The 21,162-nt window shown below is 71.7% G+C and carries 24 protein-coding genes; 15 read left to right on the forward strand and 9 right to left on the reverse strand.

The window, feature by feature from the left end:
* Positions 1-155 precede the first annotated feature (155 nt).
* Entirely contained in the window at positions 156-980 is an 825-nt protein-coding gene (locus ACSSS0_RS11045) for a CPBP family intramembrane glutamic endopeptidase (RefSeq protein WP_487227980.1), read from the forward strand.
* 123 nt (positions 981-1,103) lie between these two features.
* Here ACSSS0_RS11045 and ACSSS0_RS11050 read toward each other — a convergent pair whose 3' ends face one another.
* Both ACSSS0_RS11050 and ACSSS0_RS11055 read right to left on the reverse strand, forming a co-directional pair.
* Complete coding sequence (locus ACSSS0_RS11050; RefSeq protein ID WP_487227981.1) at positions 1,104-1,388, reverse strand: hypothetical protein; 285 nt, start codon at positions 1,386-1,388, stop codon at positions 1,104-1,106.
* 176 nt (positions 1,389-1,564) lie between these two features.
* Positions 1,565-2,917, reverse strand: coding sequence for a S53 family peptidase (locus tag ACSSS0_RS11055; RefSeq protein ID WP_487227982.1), 1,353 nt, complete (start codon positions 2,915-2,917; stop codon positions 1,565-1,567).
* A 161-nt stretch (positions 2,918-3,078) separates the two neighbouring features.
* Between ACSSS0_RS11055 and ACSSS0_RS11060 the strand changes: the two genes are divergently transcribed.
* Positions 3,079-3,588 carry a GNAT family N-acetyltransferase gene (locus ACSSS0_RS11060; RefSeq protein WP_487227983.1) on the forward strand — a complete coding sequence of 170 codons (510 nt, stop codon included), beginning with the start codon at positions 3,079-3,081 and terminating at the stop codon, positions 3,586-3,588.
* Here ACSSS0_RS11060 and ACSSS0_RS11065 read toward each other — a convergent pair.
* Positions 3,561-4,400, reverse strand: coding sequence for a hypothetical protein (locus ACSSS0_RS11065; protein ID WP_487227984.1), 840 nt, complete (start codon positions 4,398-4,400; stop codon positions 3,561-3,563). The genes ACSSS0_RS11060 and ACSSS0_RS11065 overlap by 28 nt on opposite strands.
* 231 nt (positions 4,401-4,631) lie before the next feature.
* Here ACSSS0_RS11065 and ACSSS0_RS11070 point away from each other — a divergent pair, with 231 nt between their 5' ends.
* Entirely contained in the window at positions 4,632-4,970 is a 339-nt protein-coding gene (locus ACSSS0_RS11070; RefSeq protein ID WP_435987907.1) for an MmcQ/YjbR family DNA-binding protein, read from the forward strand.
* A gap of 36 nt (positions 4,971-5,006) precedes the next feature.
* Here ACSSS0_RS11070 and ACSSS0_RS11075 read toward each other — a convergent pair whose 3' ends face one another.
* Complete coding sequence (locus tag ACSSS0_RS11075; protein WP_487227985.1) at positions 5,007-5,582, reverse strand: TetR/AcrR family transcriptional regulator; 576 nt, start codon at positions 5,580-5,582, stop codon at positions 5,007-5,009.
* A gap of 160 nt (positions 5,583-5,742) precedes the next feature.
* Here ACSSS0_RS11075 and ACSSS0_RS11080 point away from each other — a divergent pair, with 160 nt between their 5' ends.
* The gene (locus ACSSS0_RS11080; protein WP_487227986.1) at positions 5,743-6,666 is read left to right on the forward strand and encodes an alpha/beta hydrolase; all 924 of its coding nucleotides are present in this window, start codon (positions 5,743-5,745) and stop codon (positions 6,664-6,666) included.
* A 12-nt stretch (positions 6,667-6,678) separates the two neighbouring features.
* Here the strand turns inward: ACSSS0_RS11080 and ACSSS0_RS11085 are convergent, their stop codons facing one another.
* Positions 6,679-7,083: a VOC family protein gene (locus ACSSS0_RS11085; RefSeq protein WP_487227987.1), complete on the reverse strand. Its 405-nt coding sequence runs from the start codon at positions 7,081-7,083 to the stop codon at positions 6,679-6,681.
* 240 nt (positions 7,084-7,323) lie between these two features.
* Here ACSSS0_RS11085 and ACSSS0_RS11090 point away from each other — a divergent pair, with 240 nt between their 5' ends.
* From ACSSS0_RS11090 to ACSSS0_RS11100, 3 genes are read left to right on the forward strand one after another with little or no spacing between them, the layout of a single operon-like run.
* Positions 7,324-8,229 (forward strand): ROK family protein, encoded by a 906-nt coding sequence (locus ACSSS0_RS11090; RefSeq protein WP_435988019.1) that lies wholly within the window; start codon positions 7,324-7,326, stop codon positions 8,227-8,229.
* Positions 8,226-9,182 (forward strand): 1-phosphofructokinase family hexose kinase, encoded by a 957-nt coding sequence (locus tag ACSSS0_RS11095; protein WP_435987911.1) that lies wholly within the window; start codon positions 8,226-8,228, stop codon positions 9,180-9,182. Before ACSSS0_RS11090 ends, ACSSS0_RS11095 begins: the two co-directional genes overlap by 4 nt.
* The gene (locus ACSSS0_RS11100) at positions 9,179-10,012 is read left to right on the forward strand and encodes a class II fructose-bisphosphate aldolase (RefSeq protein WP_487227988.1); all 834 of its coding nucleotides are present in this window, start codon (positions 9,179-9,181) and stop codon (positions 10,010-10,012) included. Before ACSSS0_RS11095 ends, ACSSS0_RS11100 begins: the two co-directional genes overlap by 4 nt.
* An 85-nt stretch (positions 10,013-10,097) precedes the next feature.
* On the opposite strand, the gene ACSSS0_RS11105 is transcribed toward ACSSS0_RS11100, so the two are convergent.
* On the reverse strand, positions 10,098-10,997 hold the full coding sequence (locus tag ACSSS0_RS11105; protein ID WP_487227989.1) for an SIS domain-containing protein: 900 nt from the start codon (positions 10,995-10,997) through the stop codon (positions 10,098-10,100).
* Positions 10,998-11,126: 129 nt separating this feature from the next.
* Here ACSSS0_RS11105 and ACSSS0_RS11110 point away from each other — a divergent pair, with 129 nt between their 5' ends.
* From ACSSS0_RS11110 to ACSSS0_RS11125, 4 genes are all read left to right on the forward strand, one after another.
* Positions 11,127-11,927: a DeoR/GlpR family DNA-binding transcription regulator gene (locus ACSSS0_RS11110; RefSeq protein ID WP_487227990.1), complete on the forward strand. Its 801-nt coding sequence runs from the start codon at positions 11,127-11,129 to the stop codon at positions 11,925-11,927.
* A gap of 156 nt (positions 11,928-12,083) precedes the next feature.
* Positions 12,084-13,349, forward strand: coding sequence for an extracellular solute-binding protein (locus ACSSS0_RS11115; RefSeq protein ID WP_487227991.1), 1,266 nt, complete (start codon positions 12,084-12,086; stop codon positions 13,347-13,349).
* 13 nt (positions 13,350-13,362) lie between these two features.
* Positions 13,363-14,358 (forward strand): carbohydrate ABC transporter permease, encoded by a 996-nt coding sequence (locus ACSSS0_RS11120; protein ID WP_487227992.1) that lies wholly within the window; start codon positions 13,363-13,365, stop codon positions 14,356-14,358.
* Entirely contained in the window at positions 14,355-15,257 is a 903-nt protein-coding gene (locus ACSSS0_RS11125; protein ID WP_487227993.1) for a carbohydrate ABC transporter permease, read from the forward strand. The genes ACSSS0_RS11120 and ACSSS0_RS11125 overlap by 4 nt, the downstream gene beginning before the upstream one ends.
* A gap of 24 nt (positions 15,258-15,281) precedes the next feature.
* Here ACSSS0_RS11125 and ACSSS0_RS11130 read toward each other — a convergent pair whose 3' ends face one another.
* Positions 15,282-16,709: a hypothetical protein gene (locus ACSSS0_RS11130; RefSeq protein WP_487227994.1), complete on the reverse strand. Its 1,428-nt coding sequence runs from the start codon at positions 16,707-16,709 to the stop codon at positions 15,282-15,284.
* 228 nt (positions 16,710-16,937) lie between these two features.
* On the opposite strand from ACSSS0_RS11130, the gene ACSSS0_RS11135 reads away from it, so the two are divergent.
* Positions 16,938-17,408 carry an SRPBCC family protein gene (locus ACSSS0_RS11135; protein ID WP_487227995.1) on the forward strand — a complete coding sequence of 157 codons (471 nt, stop codon included), beginning with the start codon at positions 16,938-16,940 and terminating at the stop codon, positions 17,406-17,408.
* Positions 17,409-17,477: 69 nt separating this feature from the next.
* On the opposite strand, the gene ACSSS0_RS11140 is transcribed toward ACSSS0_RS11135, so the two are convergent.
* Both ACSSS0_RS11140 and ACSSS0_RS11145 read right to left on the reverse strand, forming a co-directional pair.
* Positions 17,478-17,891 carry a (R)-mandelonitrile lyase gene (locus tag ACSSS0_RS11140; protein ID WP_487227996.1) on the reverse strand — a complete coding sequence of 138 codons (414 nt, stop codon included), beginning with the start codon at positions 17,889-17,891 and terminating at the stop codon, positions 17,478-17,480.
* Entirely contained in the window at positions 17,875-18,798 is a 924-nt protein-coding gene (locus ACSSS0_RS11145; RefSeq protein WP_487227997.1) for a helix-turn-helix transcriptional regulator, read from the reverse strand. Before ACSSS0_RS11145 ends, ACSSS0_RS11140 begins: the two co-directional genes overlap by 17 nt.
* Before the next feature lie 171 nt (positions 18,799-18,969).
* Between ACSSS0_RS11145 and ACSSS0_RS11150 the strand changes: the two genes are divergently transcribed.
* From ACSSS0_RS11150 to ACSSS0_RS11160, 3 genes are all read left to right on the forward strand, one after another.
* Positions 18,970-19,992, forward strand: coding sequence for a zinc-dependent alcohol dehydrogenase family protein (locus tag ACSSS0_RS11150; protein WP_487227998.1), 1,023 nt, complete (start codon positions 18,970-18,972; stop codon positions 19,990-19,992).
* Between the two features lie 200 nt (positions 19,993-20,192).
* Entirely contained in the window at positions 20,193-20,546 is a 354-nt protein-coding gene (locus ACSSS0_RS11155; RefSeq protein WP_487227999.1) for a cyclophilin-like fold protein, read from the forward strand.
* A 5-nt stretch (positions 20,547-20,551) separates the two neighbouring features.
* Positions 20,552-21,127, forward strand: a complete 576-nt coding sequence (locus ACSSS0_RS11160; RefSeq protein ID WP_487228000.1) for a sugar O-acetyltransferase — start codon at positions 20,552-20,554, stop codon at positions 21,125-21,127.
* Positions 21,128-21,162 lie beyond the last annotated feature (35 nt).

Raw genomic sequence — 21,162 nt, forward strand, 5'->3', positions numbered from 1 at the left:
CGAGGCGGTCCAGGCGGCGGAGGCGGTGGCCCCGGTGGCCCATGGGGTGGTTTGGGGCGCTTGTGAACCGGGTGGCGGGCGGGGTCGTCGGGCGGTTCCAGCACAGGTCTCGCACAGGTTGACGTGCGAAAATGGGAGTAATGAGCAGCCCAGCCGTGAGTCCCGTTGTCGCCGTCGCGTCCCGCACCGAGGGCGTCGTCACGCCCTCCCGGAGCGTGCGGCACGACCGACGTCACGACCCGGTGCGGCTGCGTCGACTGGCGCTCATCGCCCGCGGACGGCGCGCCCGGCTGGCCGCCACGGTTGCCGTCGTCGTCGCCCTCGTCGGCCTCAACGTCGCCAACCACGTGCTCGGCTGGGACACGATGTGGCTCGGCCCCGTCGGTGCCGTCACGCTGCTGGCCTTCGCGCGCTGGCAGGGCCTCACCTGGCACCAGCTGGGCCTCGCCCGGCACACCCACGCCCGCGGCATCCGCTGGGGCCTCGGCGTCATCGCCGTCGTCGGTCTCGTCTACCTCGTCGGCATCCTGCTCCCGACGACCCGCACCGCCTTCCTCGACGTGCGCTACCACCTGCCCCCGGCCGGTGCGCTGCTCACGGCCTTCGTCATGATCCCGGTCGGCACGATCCTGCTCGAGGAGGTCGCGTTCCGCTCCGTGCTGTGGGGCTTCCTCTCCCGGCACGCCCGGATGTGGCAGGTCGTCGTCGGCTCGTCCCTGCTCTTCGGGCTCTGGCACGTCTTCCCGGCCATGGCCTCGGCCACGGGCAACGAGGCGATCGGCTCCGCCGTGTCGGGCCTGGGGCCCTTCGCCAAGGTCGCCGTCGTCGGCGGCACCGTGCTCTTCACCGCGCTCGGTGGCGTCCTCGCCGGCGAGCTGCGCCGTCGGAGCGGCAGCCTCTTCGCGAGCGTCGGCATGCACTGGGCGACGAACTCGCTCGGCGTGCTCTTCGGCGTCCTCGCCTGGCGCCTCGCCGCCTGACGCTGCGGGCTCACACCGGCGGCATGCCGGTGCGGGCCGCACCCAAGGGTGCGCACTCCTTCGACGAGTGCACCGCGCAGTGCGCACCGATCGTGTCCACGCGCACTGCTGGGGCGAGGGCGTTCAGACGCCGGCGGCTGCCCGGGCGGCCTGCGGCACGTAGATCTGCTCGCCGATCTCGTCACCGCACTGCGAGCAGCACCATCCGGTCTCGCGCTTGAGGTAGCTGTGCCCGGCCGAGCGGCAGGCCCGACCCGGAGCCGCGGCGTTCCAGCGCGGCTCGACGACCGTCGGTCGGCCGGCGCGGACGAAGGCCGTGCCGAAGAGGGATCCGACGAGGATGGTGAGGAGCACGAGCGGCCAGGCGGCAAGCAGTGCGGCTGCTCCGTCGACGATCACCGAGTTCATGTCGCGAACTCTCGTCGTCGTGGTGCAAGACACCGTCGGACACACCGGCAAGAACCCCGCAAGAAGTGCGCAAGACGCAAACGGGCAGCAGTCGGACATCCACGCCGCAAGCGGCCGTGGCCACCCAGCGGGCTGCTGGGTGGCCACGGCACGGCATACGTGATCTACGGGACGGGTCAGTGGACGAGCTGTCCCACGAGGTTCGAGACGTCCGGCGAGCCGAGGCCGGTCGGGTCGTCGTAGCCGGCCCTCGCGTCGAGGCCCGGGCCCTGCCACGCGTTGTTGCCCGACGTGACGTCGTGGAAGGCGAGCGCGTGCGTCGCCCCGGCGCCGATCGCGTAGAGCGCCGGGTTGAGCGCGCCCAGACGGTGGCCGGCCTGCTGGTCGGCGAGGGCGCCGATCGCGGCCCACTGCGGCGAGCCGGAGCTCGTGCCGCCGTAGAAGTAGAAGCCGTTGTCGTCGGGGTTGGCGTTGAAGCCCTCGTAGACGAAGACCGACGTGTAGACCGACGCGTTGTAGGACACGTCCGACGTCGTGCGCATCGGGTTGCCGTTGACGCCGGCCTGGTAGGCGGGCGCCGGGAAGATCGTGCTCGGGGCGCCGCCCGTCGCACCGATCGGGCCGAGGGTGCAGCCGAACGGCTCGTGCACGGCGCACGACGCCTCGTCGCCCCACACCGTCTCGCCCTGGTAGGCGCCGGTGTCGCTCGCGAAGAGGTTCGTCCCGCCGACCGCCGTGACGAGCGGGTCGGATGCCGGGTAGCCGGCTGCCAGCCTCGGGCCGCCGTTCGAGGCGCCGTCGTCACCGGACGAGGCGAAGAGCGAGATGCCCTTGGCCGCGGCGGCCGCGAAGTTCGCGTGCGACTGCTGGAGCTGGAGGTTGTTGCCCTGGCCCTTGATCGCTGCCTCGTCGGCGCCGTAGCTCATCGACAGGACGTCGCCGAGGTCGTGGTCGACGGCGTACTTCACGGCGACGTTGAGCGCGTTGCCGTAGTTGTTGGGCGCGACGACGAGGTTGATCGTCGCGTCCGGCGCGATGGCGTGCGCCCACTGGACGTCGAGGCTCGTCTCGCCGGCCCAGCCGAGTGGCTGGCCCTGGTGGGCCGTGCTCGTCTGTGGCTTGCCGCCCGGGTAGTAGACGTTGAGGTCCGCCGTGGGGAGGCCGAACGTCTGGCTGAACACGTCGAGGTCCTGACGCACCGTCGGGCTGCCGTATGCGTCGACGACGACGATGCGCTCCCCCTTGCCGGTCCAGCCGTCGGGGATGTCGTACGCCTTGCGGATGAGGGCCGGCGTGTAGCAGGCCAGCCCGATCCGGGCCACGCACTGCGACGGCGTCGGGAGCGCGCCCGGCTTCGTGCCCGTCGAGAACTGCTTCGTCAGCGGGTGGACGGTGTAGATGATGTCGCTGCTGTCCGTGCCGGCCGCGGTCGCCGCGGACCCGGCCGCGAAGGTCGTGCCGAGCGCGAGGGCCGTCGAGGCGAGCCCGACCCCCACGAATGTCCTGCCGCGCCTGGTGTGTGTGCGCATGCTGTCCCTTCCCTGTGTCGCCCCCGAGGCGGCTCGCTCGAGCCGTCTCGGAACGTAGGTGCGGTTTCTGCGAACCGGCTGGGCGCACGCTGCCGGTCGCATGGGAGCCGATGCCGGACGGTCCGGGTGGAGTGGGGCGGCGGGCTGCGACACTGGCGCCCATGGACGGCTTCACGATCCGGACGGTGCGCCCGGACGACTACGAGCGGCTCGGCGAGCTGACCGCCGCGGCCTACCTCGACGACGGGCTGCTCGACTACGGCACCGAGGACCCCTACCTCGCCGTGCTCCGCGACGTCGGCCGTCGGGCCGAGCACGCCGAGGTCCTCGTCGCCGTCGACGACGCGGGCACGGTCCTCGGCGGGGTCGCCTTCGTCGGGGCGCCAGGCCCGTTCGCCGACATCGCACGCGAGGGCGAGGCCGAGTTCCGCACGCTGGCCGTCGCGCCGGAGGGCCGTGGCCGCGGTGTCGGCACGGCCCTCGTCCGCGAGTGCATCGACCGGGCCCGGGCTCTCGGACGACACCGTGTCGTGCTGTCGACCCAGCCGATGATGCACACGGCCCACCGCGTCTACGAGCGCTTCGGCTTCACCCGCGCCCCCGAGCGCGACTGGTCACCGATCGACACCCTCACCCTGCTCGTCTACGAGTTCGAGCTCGCCCGCGACTGAGCGTCGGCGCCGGCGCGGGCGATGAGGTCGCGGACGGCCGCGACGATCGTCGGGTCGAGCTCGACGTGCGCCTCGAGCAGGCGAAGGAGAGTCGCCGCGGCGTGCGCGTTGCGCTCGTAGCCCGGGACGAGGTCGGCCAGCGGCAGCAGGTCCGGGCCGAAGCGCCGCTCGACGCCGCGGTCGACGACGAAGACGTCCTGCTGCGCGCCGTGCCCCAGACCGAGGTGGCCGAGCACCGTGACCCAGCGGTCGACGGCATACCCCTGGATGAAGCGGGTCGCCGTCAGGCGCTCGCCGCGCAGGTCGCGGTGCAGCCCGACGTAGAGGTTCGTGATCGCCTCGCCCACCTCGTGCTCGAGCGAGGGCGTCTGCGGCAGAGGCGCCTTCGGCATCTCGAGGCCGGCGGGCGCGTCGGCGCGGCTCCAGTGGATGCGCCCCGGCGGGTAGCCGGCGGTCGCCATGTCGGCGAGGGCGAAGACGGCGTACTCCGCGAAGAGGTCGCCCTCGAGGAGGGCCTTGCGGCCGAGGTCGCTGTTCTCGAACGACCACACGACGGGGTGCGCCGCCTCGAGCCAGTCGATGTCGGCGATGTAGCGGTCGCGGGTGGCCGCGTCGTCGACGACGACGAAGAAGTCCGCGTCGGAGTGCTCGTCGAGGCGGTGCAGGTCGCGGCCGACCGAGCCGAGGCCGAGCAGCGCGACGGCGTCGCCGCGACGGTCGAGCTCGGCGCCGAGGCGGTCGAGGAAATCGAGCAGGCGCTCCGGGACGGAGGGCACGGTGGGGACGGTGGGTTGGGTGGGGTTGGACGGCATACGTCGTCTCCTTGTCGGTGTGTCAGGGAGTCGACGTTTCAGCCCGCCCGGCCCGGGGGCCGTCGAGGTCGCGACAGGGGCAGGGTATGCCGTCGCGTGCGTCCCGCGGAAGGGGCCGGGTGGGTGCGGGGCCGGGGGCCCGGCATGCTGCCCGACCGGGGCGGTCCCTCGGAGTCAGAGGCATCGAACGGCGTGTCGCAGGGGTGCGCGTGGCAGGGTGGAGGGGTGCCCGTGACCATCGACGACGTGCGGCACGTGGCCGAGCAGCTCCCCCGCTCGTACGAGGTGCTCGTCCGCGACCGCGTCAAGTTCCGTGTCGGCAAGATCGTCTGGCTCGCGTTCTCCGCCGACGAGACGCAGATGGGGTTCGCCTTCCCCAAGGAGGAGCGCGACGTGCTCGTCGCGAGCGAGCCCGAGGTCTTCCTCATGCCGCGCCGGTCCGACCTGCGCTTCAACTGGGTCGAGGTGCGGCTCGACGCGCTCGACGTCGACCGGATGCGCGAGATCGTCATCGACGCCTGGCGGCTCGTCGTGCCCAAGACCGTCGCGCTCGCGCGCGCCGGCGACTGAGCCTCCTGTCGACCGAGCGACCCTCGGCCTGGTGGGCTAGGAGCCGAGGCCGGCGACCTGTCGTGCCGTCGTGACGAAGGCTGGTGCGGTGACCTCGACACCGTCGAGGTAGCCGCCGACGAGGGCGGCGTCCCGGAGCAGCACGAGCGCGGCCGCCGAGGCCTCGGGGTCGGGCAGCCCTGCGGCACGGGCCAGCTGGGCCAGGGCCTCGCGGAACCACGTCCGGTGCGCGGCGACGATCCGCCGCACCGCGCTGTCGGCGTCGGGGAACTCGGCGGCCGCGTTGATGAAGGGGCATCCGCGCGTGTGGTAGCTCGTGATGTCGAGTGCGATGGTGTCGATGACCCGGCCGAGCAGCTCGGCGGGCGTGCCGCCCTCGGCCTCGGCGTCGGCGAAGTAGCCGCGCAGGGTCGCGTCCTCGGACTCGAGGTAGGCCGCGACGAGCGCCTCCTTGCCGGCGAAGTGGCGGTACATCGTGGCGCGCGTGACGCCGGCCTCCCCGAGGATGCGGTCGACCCCGACCCCGTTGATGCCCTCGCGGTAGAAGAGGCGCGACGCGGCGGCGAGGAGCCGCTCGCGGCCCGGGGTCCGCGTCGTCGTCGGCTCGTCCACGTCGCCACGCTAACGCAGGTGCCCGACCGGCTCGCGCGCCCCGCGGTCCGGGGCGAACCGGTGGGCCAGGACTCTGGCGCACGCGCTCGGGAATGGCTACTGTAGAACGATCGTTCTACCTGCTGGACCCATCCATCCCTCACCGCAACGGGAGAACTCCATGAGCACCACGCCACCCGCCACGCCCGCCGCCACCCCCGCCGCCACCCCTGCCACGTCGGTCATCACCCCCGCCGAGCGCGCCCAGGTCGAGGCCGCCAACGCGAGCGGTCGCCCGCCCGTCGTCTTCGTCCACGGACTCTGGCTGCTCCCGAGCAGCTGGGACGCGTGGCGCGAGCACTTCGAGTCCCTCGGCTACGCGACGCTCGCCCCGGGCTGGCCCGACGACCCCGAGACCGTCGAGGAGGCCCGCGCCCACCCGGAGGTCTTCGCCGGCAAGACCGTCGGACAGGTCACCGACCACGTCGCCGACGTCATCCGCCTGCTCGACCGGGAGCCGGTCGTCATCGGGCACTCGTTCGGCGGCCTCATCACCCAGAAGCTCGCCGGCCAGGGTCTTGCCCGGGCGGCGGTCGCCATCGACCCGGCACCCTTCCGCGGCGTGCTGCCACTCCCCTTCTCGGCCCTGCGCGCGAGCTCGCCGGTGCTGACCAACCCGGCGAACTACAACCGGCACGTGTCGCTGACCTTCGACCAGTACCGCTACGCCTTCGCCAACGCCGTCAGCGCCGAGGAGGCCGCCGACCTCTACCGCACGTATCCCGTTGCGGCGCCGGGTCGCCCGCTCTTCCAGGCCGCCACCGCGAACCTCAACCCGCGCACCGAGGCCAGCGTCGACACGGACAACCCGGACCGCGGCCCGCTCCTCGTCGTCAGCGGCGAGAAGGACCACATCGTGCCGTGGGCCATCGCGCACGCCTCCTACAAGCGGCAGCTGAAGAACCCCGCCCCGACCGAGATCATCGAGATCCCGGGACGCGGGCACTCGCTCGTCGTCGACAGCGGCTGGCGCGAGGTCGCCGACACGGCAGCCGCGTTCCTCGCCCGCCACGGCGCCGGGCCCGACGCCGCCCCCGGCGCCTGAGGCCCGCGCGGGTCAGCCGATCCGGTAGGCGGCGGACTCGCGCGGACCCCGCTCCTCCGCGCCGCGCTCGATGCAGAACTCGTTGCCCTCGGGGTCGGTCATCGTCACCCAGCCGTCGCCGCCCTCCTTCCGGTGGTCCTCGAGGACGGTGGCACCCGCGGCCAGGGCGCGCTCGACGGCCTCGTCGCGGGTGCCCGCGTCGGGTGCGACGTCGAGGTGGACGCGGTTCTTCGCCGTCTTGCCCTCGGGCACCGGGATGAACAGCAGGCCCATGCCGGGGTTCGGGAACGACGGGGCGACGACCACCTCCGGGTCGTCGTCGTAGTAGACGTTCCAGCCGAGCAGGCCCGCCCAGAACGCCGCGAGGGCGCGCGCGTCGGCGCAGTCGAACGTGATGCTGTGGATTCCCAGTGCCATGAGCGCAGCGTCGTCCCGATCGCGTTCGGCCGCAAGCTGTTTGCGTATGCCGTGTGCCGCCGTCACGCGGGGCCGTGAGCTGTGTCCGGGACGTGCCCCTACCTGCGCTGAGCGAGTTCGCGAGCGGCGCCCGGCCGGGGGTGGCAGGCTGGGCCGCGTGCCCGCACTGCCAGTCAAGTGTCCAAATGTGCTCGATCAGGTGTTCAACCGTGCAGTAATGCTCATAGAATGCGCGTCGTGATGCGCGAAGCAGTGGTCGGGATCGACGTCGGCGGCACCCGGATCAAGTCGGCCCTCGTGACCCCCGACGGCCAGGTCCTCGCCGAGGCCGTGCGCCCGACGCCCGACAAGGTGGGCGACCAGCTGGGCGAGGTCGCGGCCAAGACGGTCGTCGAGCTGACGGCCCGCGTCGGCGACGCCGTCGACCTGCTCGCGGTCGGGGTCGCCGTGCCCGGCCTCGTCGACGACGTGACCGGCATCGGCGTGTGGTCGGCCAACCTCGGCTGGCGCGACCTCGACCTGCGTGGGGGCATCGCGGCCCACGTCGACGTGCCCGTCGCCATCGGCCACGACGTGCGCTCCGGGCTGCTCGCCGAGCACCGCCTCGGCGCCGCCCGCGAGGCCGACAACGTGCTCTTCGTGCCGCTCGGCACCGGACTCGCGAGTGCCATCCTCTGCCGCGGCCAGCTCGTCACGGGCTCGCTGTGGACGGGCGAGATCGGCCACATCGTCGTCGTGCCCGACGGCCCGCTCTGCGCGTGCGGCCAGCGCGGCTGCCTCGAGGCGCTCTCGAGCGCCGGCGCCATCGGGCGCCGCTGGTCCGAGGCGACCGGGCTCGTCGGCGACGCCGAGGAGGTCGCCCGTCGCGCCGAGGCCGGGGAGCCCGAGGCGCGCCGCATCTGGCAGGAGGCCATCGACGCGCTCGCCATCATGGTGGCCCCCGTCGTCGCGGCGGCCGGCACCGAGCTCGTCCTCATCGGCGGCGGCCTCGTCCACGCCGGCGACACCCTGCTCGAGCCCCTGCGCACCGCGCTCACCGGCCGCCTCGGGGGCCGCGACGACGTCGCCGTCCGGGCCGCCGCGCTCGGCGACCGCGCCGGCTCGCTCGGCGCCGCGACCATCGCGCTGGACCTCGTCGGTCGATGATCGTCACCTTCACGCCCAACCCGGCCCTCGACATCACGTATGCCGTCCCCTTCGTCGCGCTCGGCGAGTCACACCGCGTCGCCTCGGTGAGCGAGCGCGCCGGCGGCAAGGGGCTCAACGTCGCGGCGGTGCTGACGTCGATGGGATGCCGGGCCGTCGCGGTCGCGCCCGTCGGCGAGATGGACCTCGACCTCTTCGCGTCCGACCTCGGCGCCCGCCGGGTGCCGCACCGCCTCGTCCCGTCGCCGTGCCCGACCCGGCGGTCGGTCGCCGTCGTCGAGGCGAGCGGCCGGGTGACCCTGCTCAACGAGCCGGGCATCGGGCAGTCGCAGCGGGTCTGGGACCGGATCGCCGACGAGATCACCGCGCTCGCCCCGGAGGCGTCGACGCTGACGGTCTCGGGCAGCTTCCCGCCGGGCACCGACCCCGACCTCGTCCGCCGGATGACCCGCCTCGCCCACGAGGCCGGCCTGCGCGTCGTCCTCGACGTCAGCGGTGCTCCCCTCTCGCGCGCCCTCGCCCTGGGCCCCGACCTCGTCAAGCCCAACCGCGTCGAGGCGGCCCAGACCCTCACCGGCCTGGGCCGCGGCGAGGTGCCGTCGGTCCCCGGAGCCGCCCGGGCGCTCGTGGCGGCCGGCGCCCGCGCCGCCCTCATCAGCGACGGCACGAACGGCCTCGTCCTCGTGCACGAGGACCTCGCCCTCCGGGCCCACCTGCCGCGTCCGCTCTCGGGCAACCCCACCGGTGCGGGCGACGCCCTCACCGCCTCGCTCGCGGCCGACCTCGACGGCGACGGCGACCTGCCGCAGGGCCGCGAGGCGTGGGCCTCGGTCCTGCGCCGAGGCGTGGCCTGGTCGGCCGCTGCCGTGCTCCAGCCCGTCGCCGGCGCCGTCGACCCCGCCGACGTCACCCGCCTGCTCCCCACCGTCGAGATCGAGGAGATCCGTCCGTGACCCGCTCCGCCCTGACGCCCGTGCTCGCCGAGGCGTCAGCCGCCGGCCGTGCCGTGGCAGCCTTCAACGTCATCCAGCTCGAGCACGCCGAGGCCTACGCCGCGGCGGCCGAGCGCGTCGGGCTGCCCGTCGTCATGCAGATCTCCGAGAACTGCGTGCGCTACCACGGCTCCCTTGCGCCGATCGCGGCCGCGACGCTCGCCATCGCCGACGCGTGCGCCCAGCCCGTCGTCGTGCACCTCGACCACGCCGAGGACGTCTCGCTCGTCGAGGAGGCGGTCCGGCTCGGTCTGACGTCCGTGATGTTCGACGGCTCGACGCTGCCCGATGACGAGAACCGGGCGGTGACCCGCCGCGTCGTCGAGCTCTGCCGCGCGGCCGGGGTCAGCGTCGAGGCCGAGCTCGGCGAGGTCGGCGGCAAGGACGGCGTCCACGCGCCGGGCGTGCGCACGGACCCCGACGACGCCGCGCGCTTCGTCGCCGACACGGGTGTCGACGCGCTCGCGGTGGCCGTCGGCAGCAGCCATGCGATGACCGACCGCACGGCGCAGCTCGACACGGATCTCATTGCGGCACTGCGCCGCTCGGTCCTGGTGCCGCTGGTGCTGCACGGCTCGTCCGGGGTGCCCGACGAGGGCCTCGTGGCCGCTGTGCGGGCCGGGATGACCAAGGTCAACATCGCGACGCACCTCAACCAGGTGTTCACGCGGGCCATGACGACGCGGCTCGAGGCGTCACCGACGGTCGACACGAGGAAGTACCTCGGCGCCGCCCGCGACGCCGTCACCGACGAGGCCGCGAGGCTCATTCAGCTCCTGGCCCTCCGCTGAACCGTCGAAGGGCCACAAACCGGGCCCCAACCGTCGAAGGGCCACGAACCGGAGCCCGGTTTGTGGCCCTTCGACGGTGGCAGGGTCAGGTCAGGACGATGCTGCGGGTGAGGTTGCGCGGGGCATCGGGGTCGAGGCCCGCGGCGGCGGCCTTGCCGAGGCAGAGCCGGTGCAGGCGCACGAGGTCGGCGAGCGGGTCGATGTCGCGGTGCTCGAAGTGGGCTCCGGTGGCGCGCACCTGCTCGGGCAGCCCCTCGGGCACCTCGCCGAAGGCCCACACGGCGCGGCCCGGCGCCGCGATGCTGATCGGGCCGTGGCGGTACTCCATCGCCGGGTAGGACTCCGACCAGAACTGCGCCGACTCGCGCAGCTTGAGCGCGGCCTCGTTGGCGATGCCGTTGGACCACCCGCGACCGAGGAAGGTGACCTGCTCGGCCAGCGCGAGGTGGCCGTATGCCGCCGACGTGTCCTCCGCGAGGACGGCGCGGGCCTGCTCGGCCACCGGACGCAGGTCGTCGCCGAGCGAGGCCCGCAGCAGGGCGAGGGTCGTCGAGGCGAAGCGGGTCTGCACGACGCTCTGCTCGTCGACCTCGTCGAGCAGGATCGTCGACTCGGAGCGCTCGGCCACGGGCGTGCCGGCCGTCGCGACGATCGACACGTGGGGCGTGCCGGCGGCGCGCAGCTCCTCGACCACGGCCATGACCTCGGTCGTCGTGCCGGAGCGGCTGATGAGGACGACGCGGTCGTAGCCGCGGGCGAGCTGGTGCTCGGAGGCGGCATACGCGTCGGTGGGGCCCTGTCCGAGCTGCTCGCGGCGGACGGCATACGCCTGGCCCATGAACCACGACGTGCCGCAGCCGATCGTCGCGACCCGCTCGCCGGGGCGCGGCAGGTGCCGCGCGACGTCGTCGAGACGCGTGACGACGCGCTCCCAGTCGTCCGGCTGCGTGGCGATCTCCTGGGCGAGGTGCGTGGTCTGCGGCATGGTGGCTCCCGACGGTTCGACGGTCACACGGCTCTCGCCGTGGGGTGTTGATTGTGTTTGCGCGAAACACAGCGTAAACGCGCAGAGATGCACATGTCCATTGCTCGAAGTGCGCGGTATCGTCAGCGCGTGACCGAAGAGAGTGATCTCGCCCGCAACCGCGCCAGCCGCTGGTCGATCATGCTCGACCGTCTCGCGACGACCGGCCGTCTCGGCGTCGGTGAGGCCTCAGAGCTGCTCGGCGTCAGCGAGGCGACCATCCGGCGCGACTTCTCCGAGCTCGCCAAGCGCCAGCTCGTCGCCCGCAACCACGGCGGCGTCGTCGCGACCAACGTCGCCTACGAGCTGCCGTACCGCTACCGCAGCAGCATGGCCGACGACGACCGGACGCGGGTCGCCGAGGCGGCGGCCGCGCTCGTGCAGCCGGGCCAGGTCATCGGCCTCAACGGCGGCACGACGACCACGGCGACGTCGCGGGCCATCACGGCGCGCGAGGACCTCGCGGCCGACGGGGAGATCACCATCGTCACCAACGCCCTCAACATCGCGACCGAGGCGGTGCTCCGGCCCCACGTCCAGTGCGTGTCGCTCGGCGGCGTCGCCCGGCCCGAGTCCTACGAGGTCACCGGGCCGCTCGCGACGCTCGTGCTGCAGCAGCTCTGGCTCGACGTCGCCATCGTCGGCGTCAACGGTCTCTCGGCCCGCGAGGGGGCGACGTGCCGCCACGAGGAGGAGGCCGCCATCATCCGCACGATGATCGAGCGGTCGAAACAGGTCATCTGCGTCGCCACGGGTGACAAACTCGGAGTGCGCACCTTCGCGTCGATCTGTCCCGCCGGGCGGATCGACCACCTCGTCACTACCGTGGGCGCAGACCGCGACGAGGTCGAGGCGCTGCGCGAGGCCGGCGTCGTGATCCACCAGGTATGACCGAGGCCTCTCTGCGTGATTGTGATCGGATCGATGAACATTCAGTCAGAATTGCTCTTGCGGATGGCAAATGCGCCCCTCTAGGTTGGCCACACAGTGGCCAGGACGGCGCGTGATCACGCAGCCACCTCGCCCGACACCGAACCAAGGAGAGACATGAGGTCGACGAAGAAGTCTGTGGTCGTCGCGGGGCTGGCCATCGCAGGCCTCGCCCTCGGCGCGTGCGGCGGAGGGACCGGTGCCGGGACGGCGCCGGGAGGCACGGCCGGCGCCACCGGCGAGGAGGTCAAGACGATCAAGCTCGTCGCGGCCGAGTACTCCAAGGACCACACGAAGGCGTTCTGGGACGCGTTCGCCAAGACGTACAACGAGAAGACCGGCTACACCCTCGAGGTGCAGGTCGTCAGCTGGGACAACATCGACCAGCAGTCCTCGACGATGATCCAGAACAACCAGGCCCCCGACATCCTCAACCTCAACGCGTACGCCAGCTACGCCAAGGACGGCCTGCTCTACGACTCCGACGCGGTGCTCCCGGCCGTGGTCAAGGACGACATCCTCGACACGTTCGTCAAGTACGGCACCTACCAGGGCAAGTTCTACGGCTTCCCGGACCTCAGCTCGGCGCGTGCCTTCTTCTACAACAAGACGCTCTTCCAGCAGGCCGGCATCGCTGCCCCGCCGAAGACGTGGGCCGAGCTCGAGGAGGACGCCAAGAAGATCACCGCCCTCGGTGGCGGCAAGGTGGGCTACGCCCTCCCGCTCGGCCCCGAGGAGGCGCAGGGCGAGTTCTCGATGTGGATGTTCAACAACGGCGGTGACTGGAAGACCGACGGCAACTGGGTCATCAACTCCGACAAGAACGTCCAGACCCTCGACTTCCTCAAGAAGCTCGCCGACGAGAAGGTCACGCAGAACAACCCGGCCCGCACCAACCGCGCCGACGCCTTCGACCTCTTCAAGTCCGGCACGGCCGGCATGGTCGTCGGCTTCAGCCCGCTCGCTGCCGACCTCGACAAGGACAAGAAGGTCGACTACGGCGTCGCCCCGTTCCCGACGAACGACGGCTCCGAGAGCAAGACGCTCGGCGTCACCGACTACCTCATGGCCTTCAAGAAGCCGGGCAACGAGAAGGCGGTCAAGGCCTTCTACAACCTCTACTACACCCCCGACCAGGTCAACACCTTCATCAAGGCCGAGGGCTTCCTGCCGGTCACGGAGTCGGGCGTCAAGTACTTCTCCAACGAGAAGGCGCTCACCGTCTACCTCAACACCCTCCCGAACGCGAAGCTGACGCCGACCGACGACCCGGCCTGGGACAAGGTCAAGCTCGCCGTCCAGCAGAACCTCGGCGGGGCCATGAACGGCTCGCCGAAGGCCACCCTCGACGGTCTGCAGAAGACCGCCGAGAGCGTCGGCTGAGCATCCCCCGCTGATGAGCGACAGCACCACCGTGACCCCCGACCCCGCCGCCGTGGCGGGGTCGGGGGACCACCCCTCGGGTATGCCGTCCCGCACCCGCCGTCGTCGCCGGGCCGGGCGCATCGGCCAGGTCCACCCGCTCGTCGCGCTCCTCTGGCTCGCGCCGGCGCTCGCGCTCATCCTCGGCGTCGTCCTCTACCCGGCGATCAAGCTCTTCGACGCCTCGCGCGGCGAGTACTCCATCACGGGTCTGCGCAAGGGTGACGCGGGTTGGCAGAACTACGTCAACGTCCTCGAGCACCCCGACCTCGGCACGGTCCTGCGCAACACGGTGGTGTGGGTCGTCGCGGTCGTGGCCATCACGATCGTCCTCAGCCTGGCGCTCGCCCAGTTCCTCGTGAAGAGCTTCCCGGGGCGGCGGTTCGTCCGTTGGGCCGTCATCATCCCGTGGGCGGCCTCGCTCGTCATCACGAGCCAGCTGTTCGTCCTGCTCTACGACTACAACTACGGGATCATCAACCACGTCCTGATGAGCCTGCACGTCATCGGCACACCGATCGACTTCCTCGGTGACGACAGCTGGACGATGTTCTCGATGGTCGTCGTCGGCGTCTTCGTGTCACTGCCGTTCACGATCTTCGTCTTCATCGCGGGTCTCGGCGCGATCCCAGACGACGTCATGGAGGCCGCGACCGTCGACGGCGCGAGCCCGTGGCAGCGCTACTGGAACATCACGCTCCCGCTCATGCGGCCGGCGCTGATGATCGCGACGGTGCTCAACGTCATCTACGTCTTCAACAGCTTCCCGATCATCTACACCCTCAACGACCGCAACCCGGGCTACCTCCACGACACGACGATCACGTTCATGTACAAGCTGGCCTTCAAGAGCCAGGAGAAGGACGTCGGCATGTCGGCCGCGGCGGGCATCTTCAACGTCCTGCTCATCCTCGTCGTCGTCGGCATCTACCTCAAGATCATCAACTGGCGCGAGGAGACGAGCCGATGAGCACCACCACGGCCCCCGCACCTCCCGCAGCGGGTACACCTGCGCCACAGGGCGGCTCGTCAGCCGCTGCGCGGGATCCCAAGCGGCGCAAGCGGATCCTCATGGCGCTGGGCGGCGCGGTCGTCGCCTTCGTCTTCGTCGCGCCCTACATCGTCATGGTGCTCGACTCGCTGCGCACGAGCAGCGACGTCAAGAGCACGCCGCCGTCGATCCTGCCGAAGGTCTGGCAGTGGGACACCTACGCCCAGATCCTCGGCGACGAGCGCTTCCTCAACTGGCTCAAGACCTCGCTCATCATCGCGACCGGGTCGACCCTGATCGTCATCATCGTGGCGATCCCGGCGGCCTTCATGACGGCGCGGCACCGCTTCCCGGGTCGTGGCGTGTTCCTGCTGCTCGTGCTCGTCACGCAGATGTTCGCGCCCACCTCGCTCGTCGTCGGCCTCTACCGGCAGTTCTTCGAGCTCAACATGATCAACACGTACGGCGCGCTCATCATCACGAACGCGGCGTTCAACCTCGCCTTCGCGATCTGGATCCTGCACGGCTTCTTCTCCTCGATCCCGCTCGAGGTCGAGGAGGCGGCGGCGCTCGACGGGGCGAGCCGCTGGCAGATCCTGCGCCGGGTCATGCTGCCGCTCACGCTGCCGGGCCTCGTCACCGCGACGATCTTCACGTTCATCGCCGCGTGGAACGAGTACGTCGTGGCCCTGACGCTCATGATCGACGACGACAAGAAGCCGCTGACGGTCGGTATGCGGGCCTACATCACCGGCTACGAGCAGCACTGGGACCAGCTCTTCGCGGCGTCGGTCATCGCCGTCGTGCCGGTCGTCATCCTCTTCGCGGTCATCGAGAAGCACCTCGTCGGCGGCCTCACCGCGGGCTCCGTCAAGTAGCCGTCGCGCCCCTGCCTGCCGGTCTCAGAGCCAGGCGGGCGGGGGCGGCACGACGACGCCGACGACCGTCCCGAGATCGACGACCTGCGTCCCGGCGGCCTTGATGCGAGCGCACTCCGCGGCCGCGCACCAGCGGGGCACGACCCCGCCCTGCGCCTGGCGCACCATCATCCGGAGCGTCCCGGCCGTGATGGCCCCCCTCCCCGTCGACCGCTCGGCGGGTGCCTGGTAGAGCACGACGGGGGCCCGCTTGCCGTCGGCACGGGGGGCCGTCGCCTCATCGACGAGCGCGGTGAACTCACGCCGGGTCTGCTGGTGGGCGTCGATGTCGACCCGCCAGGCCAGGACGCCGAGCACGGCGAGGACCGCGAGGCACGCCGCGCCCACCCGTGGTGACCAGCCGGTGCCCCGGAGCAGCAGCACGGCGGGCAGCAGCACGGCGAGCCAGGCCCAGAGCTCGCCGCGGATGTTGGTGGTGATGCCGGTGACGACGGTCTGGGCGCCGGCGAGGCCGACCACGACCCCGAGCCCGACGAGCAGTCGCAGCAGGAGGGGCCGCACGCGGATGTCGAACGCCCCGACCACGGCGGCGCCGACGCCCACGAGGGTCACGAGCGTGAGGTCGGCCCAGAGCCGCCCCATCTGTCGCAGGTAGCGGAAGACGTTGACGCGCAGGTCGTGCAGCCCGTGGAGCGGGTTCGGTCGGCGCCAGGCCGCGATCTGGAGGCCGAAGTGTCCGAAGGCGATCCCGTTGAGCGCATAGATGACTGCCACGCCCACGGCATACGCGATGACGTAGCCGACGCAGAGGAGCAGGACGTCCTTCCACGGCCGTGCGCCGAGCTGCACGACGGCTGCGATGAAGAGCACGGCCCCGACGGGCGGGTAGCTGAGGACCGAGAGCACCGTGACGAGCAGCAGCCACACCGCGAGCCGCGTCCGCCGGCGCGACGCCCACGGCAGCGTCCACACCCCGGCCGCCGCGACGAGCACGGACGGCGTCAGCGTGCCGGGCCAGTAGAGCAGCCGCACCCAGAGCGCGGAGGCGAGGACGGCGACTCCGAGCGTGACGTCGACGGCCCAGTGCAGCGCGCGGTCGGCCGGGCGCAGCACCCGCCACAGCCCCGCGACGAAGACGACGTATGCCGTCACGTACGTCAGCGACGCCGTGAGCGCGGTGCCGTGCTGGCCGACGACCACCCACCAGGCCCAGTTGAGCCAGCGTCCCTCGAGGAGGTTCTTGGCGTAGACGTCGGTCGCGTAGGGCGTGTGCGGCGGCAGCAGGTAGGGCCAGTCGTCGCGGCGGACGAACGGCAGGATCGCCTGAGACACGGCGTCGGTGAGCACGAGGCCGACGACGAGGACCGCGGTGACGACGAGCCACCGCGGCGGCGGCCAGCCTGGGCGGGCGGTGGGTGCGGCGCCGGAGGCGGCCGCGGTCGGTGCCGTCATCGTGCGGACCCGTTCACGGGAGGGAGGAGCGGTGCCTCCACCGTACGCAGGCTCGGGGCGCGAACCGGGCGTCTTCGTGCTCTGCCCAGCCACTTCCCAGCAGACTCTCCGCTGCGCCGCCGGCCGGCGATCCTGCGCGGGAGCCGCCGCTCTTCACGACGACGCCTGCGGATCACCCCCGACCGGCCTAGGCTCGTGAGTGGTTGCCGCAGGCATCGAGGAGGCCTCATGGCTGGGAGCGTGATTCGGTTCGAGGCGCAGACGGTGATCCGTCGGCCGGCGAGCGAGGTGTTCGAGCGGCTGGCCGACCTGCCCGGCTATCGGCGCTGGATGCACCGTGACGGTGTGTTCGGTGACACGGAGCTGACGTCCGCGCTGCCGGTGCGGTCCGGCACGACGTACGTCGACCGCACGCGGATGGGTCGCTTCGTCGGCGAGGTGACTGAGCACGCGCCCTCGACGCGCCTCGCGTTCAGCGAGACGTTCAGCATGTTCGGCCACCCGCTGACGCAGGCACGTCCGAGCTACGTGCTCGAGGTCGACGGTGACTCCACGGTCGTCCACCACACCGCCGAGGCGGAGCTCTACGGCGTCGCTCGCGTGTTCAAGCCCGTCGCCGCGCGGATGGTGACGCGCGAGCGGTCACACACCCTCGCCTCCCTCAAGCGCTCCTTCGAGCCCTCTCCCGAGACCGAGTAGCCGGTCGCCTCCGCGGGCCTGCCTGCGTTGCCTTCGGGGCAGTCGGTGTCGGCGGCAGGAACGAGTCGGTCAGTCGGAGAGGGAGGGAGCGGCGGCATACTCCTCGTCGGTGACGCGGGTCAGCCAGTGCACGACGTCGTGGTCGGCGTCGCCCTCGTTGATGGCGACGTGCACCATGAGCCGCGTGGGCGCGGCGCCGTGCCAGTGCTCCTCGTCGGCCTCGAACAGGACGCGGTCACCGGGGCGGATGACCTCGATCGGGCCGCCGCGGCGCTGGCAGAGGCCGACGCCCTCGGTGACGAAGACGGTCTGGCTCAACGGGTGGCGGTGCCAGTGGGTGCGGGCGCCGGGCATGAAGTGCACGAGGTTGGCCGAGATGCGCGACGGTGCCGGCGCTGCGGCGACCGGGTCGATGTAGACGTCGCCGGTGAACCAGTCGCTCGGGCCCTTGACGGTGTCGACAGAGCTACGGGTGATCTGCATGGGTTTCCTTCTGGCTGTTCGGGATCGCGGTGTCGGTGGTCGCGGTGGGGCTCGTGGTGTCGGCGGCCCAGGAGGCGAGCAGCTGGAGGCGCTCGGCCGAGGGCGAGCCGGGCTCGGCGGTGTAGACCATGAGGACGAGGCCGGGCTCGGCGGTGATGGCGAGCTCCTCGTAGGCGAGGGTCAGCTCGCCGACGACGGGGTGGGTGAAGCGCTTGGTGCCCGTGCCGTGGGTGCGCACGTCGTGGGCGCTCCACAGGCGGCGGAACACCTCACTCCGCGTGGAGAGCTCGCCGACGAGGTCCTGCAGGCCGCGGTGGTGCGGGTCGCGGCCCGCCTCGGTGCGCATGATGCCGACACACATCCCGGCGAAGAGCTCCCAGTCGGGATAGAAGTCGCGGCTGGCCGGGTCGAGGAACTGGAAGCGGGCGAGGTTCGGCAGGCGGCTGCCCTCGCCGATGACGGGCGAGTAGAAGGCGCGGCCGAGCGCGTTGGTGGCGAGCAGGTTCTGGTGGGGGTCGCGCACGAAGGCGACGGCGTCGCGGATCGACTCGAGGGCCCACTGCAGGCTGGGCCGGGACGCGGGCTTGCCGGCCGCGCGTCGGCGCGGACGCCCGGAGGTGGGTATGCCGTCCGCTGCCCTCGCGAGGTCGAGCAGGTGGGCGCGTTCGGTGTCGTCGAGCTGCAGGGCGCGAGCGACCGCGTCGAGGACGCCGGCCGAGGCGCCGGCGATCTGGCCGCGCTCGAGGCGGGCGTAGTACTCGACGCTGAGCCCGGCGATGGTCGCGACCTCGCTGCGGCGCAGGCCGGGCACGCGTCGGCCGCGGCTGACGGGGAGGCCGACCTGGTCGGGGGTGATGCGGGCGCGGCGGGTCATGAGGAACTCGCGCACCTCTTGGCGGTTGTCCACGTCTTCGAGACTAGGCCGCGTCGAGGGGTGGGCCGAGCCGTGAGAGGTGCCCTGTCAGTACGTGCCTCGACAGGGACTTCCTCGGCCTCTCGCCGGCGGCTTCACTCGTGTGGTGGGCCGTCGGCCCGGCGGGCGTCTGCCCGCGAGAAGCGAGCTGAAGGAGTTCACGCGATGCGTGGAGTCGTCATGTACGGACCCGGCGACGTGCGGGTGGAGAAGCGCGAGGACCCGAGGATCATCGAGCCGACGGACGCGATCGTCCGCCTGACGGCGACGTGCATCTGCGGCAGCGACCTGTGGCCCTACCGCGGCGTCGAGCCGGTCGACCACACCCTCATGGGGCACGAGTACGTCGGGGTCGTCGAGGAGGTCGGCTCGGAGGTGAGCACCGTCAAGGTGGGCGACTTCGTCGTGGGGTCGTTCGTCATCTCCGACAACACCTGCGAGATCTGCCGGTCCGGCTTCCAGTCCAAGTGCGTCCACGCCGAGTTCGTCCACGGCGGGATCGGCACCCAGGCGGAGCGGGCTCGCATCCCGCACGCCGACGGCACGCTCGTGGCGACGCCGGGTCAGCCGGACGAGGACCTCATCCCGTCGCTGCTCGCCGCCTCGGACGTGCTCGGCACCGGCTGGTTCGCCGCCGACGCTGCCCAGGCAGGTCCCGGCAAGACCGTCGCGGTCGTCGGGGACGGAGCCGTCGGGCTCATGGCGATCCTCGCGGCCGAGCAGCTCGGTGCCGACCGGATCATCGCCATGTCGCGCCACCCGGAGCGCCAGAAGCTCGCGCGCCACTACGGCGCGACCGACATCGTCGAGGAGCGCGGCGAGGCCGGGGTCGCCAAGATCAAGGAGCTGACCGGCGGCCTGGGCGCCCACTCCGTCGTCGAGGCCGTCGGCACCCAGGAGTCGTTCATGCAGGCCGTCGGAGCGACCCGTGGTGGCGGACACCTCGGCTACGTCGGCGTCAACCACGACGTGCAGATCCCCGGTATCGAGCTGTTCTTCGCCGGCATCCACGCGCTCGGTGGGCCGGCTCCGGTGCGCCGCTACCTGCCCGAGCTCATCCAGCTCGTCTGGGACCGCAAGATCGACCCGGGCAAGGTCTTCGACCTCACCCTGCCGCTCGCGGAGGCTGCTGCCGGCTACCAGGCGATGGACGAGCGCCGCGCGACCAAGGTGCTGCTGACGCTGTGAGTGTGGCGTTGTTGTCGAGAAGGACGCACGGCGCGGTGGCGGGCTTCGGGCTGACGACGGTCTTGGTCGCGGGCTGTGGCTCGACGGTCGAGGCCGTCGACTCCCGGGAGGCACCCGGCCGCGCGCAGACCGTCCCGACCGCCACCACACGGCATACGACATCAAGTTCCGCTCAGTCGGCCGACCTCGAGGAGGACCAGATGAAGATCGTGATCGCGTTGGGAGAGAAGCGGTTCGGTGCTGTGCTCACGGATAGTGCGGCGTCGCGCGACCTGCTGCGACAGCTGCCGGTGACCGTCGACATGGTCGACCACGGCGGGGTGGAGAAGACGGGACCGCTGCCGTCCTCGCTCTCCCTCGACGGGCAGCCGGAGGGTGCGGACCCGGAGGTGGGGGACGTCGGCTACTACGCCCCCGGCAACGACCTCGTCCTCTACTACGGCGACCAGTCCTACTACGCCGGCATCGTCGTCCTCGGTCGCCTGGACTCGGGCTCCGCGGTGGAAGTCGCCGAAATGCGGGGTCCCGTCACGGCGATCGTCGAGGCGAGGTGAACGCGGTGACGCTGGAGGAGTTCCTCGACCACGTGAACAGTGGACGCCTCATCGAGGGCGGGTCGGCGGCGCACGCGTTCATGCACGAGGCGTCGCAGGAGGCAATGCGGACGCTCGCCGAGCTGAACGGCGCCTACCGCTCGCCGGACGAGGTGCGTGCGCTGCTGTCCCGGCTGACCGGTCGGGACGTGGCCGCGTCGGTGACGGTCTTCCCGCCGTTCTACTCCGAGTTCGGCAAGAACCTCACGCTCGGCGAGGGCGTCTTCGTCAACATGGGCTGCCGCTTCCAGGACACCGGCGGCATCACCATCGGCGACGGGTCGCTGATCGGGCACGGCAGCACCCTCACGACGCTCAACCACTCGATGGACCCGGCCCGGCGCGCCGACATGGAGCCGGCGCCGGTGACGATCGGACGCAATGTGTGGCTTGGGGCCGGCGTCACGGTCGTGCCCGGTGTCACCATCGGCGACGGTGCCGTGATCGGGGCCGGAGCGGTCGTGACCAAGGACGTCCCCGCCGACATGATCGCCGCCGGCGTGCCCGCGAGGGTCATCCGCCCGACCGGCTTCACCGTCTGACGGGGTCGACCGGTGTGAGAGGACCCGCTTCGGAC

Source organism: Terrabacter sp. R4-6 (assembly GCF_057529065.1).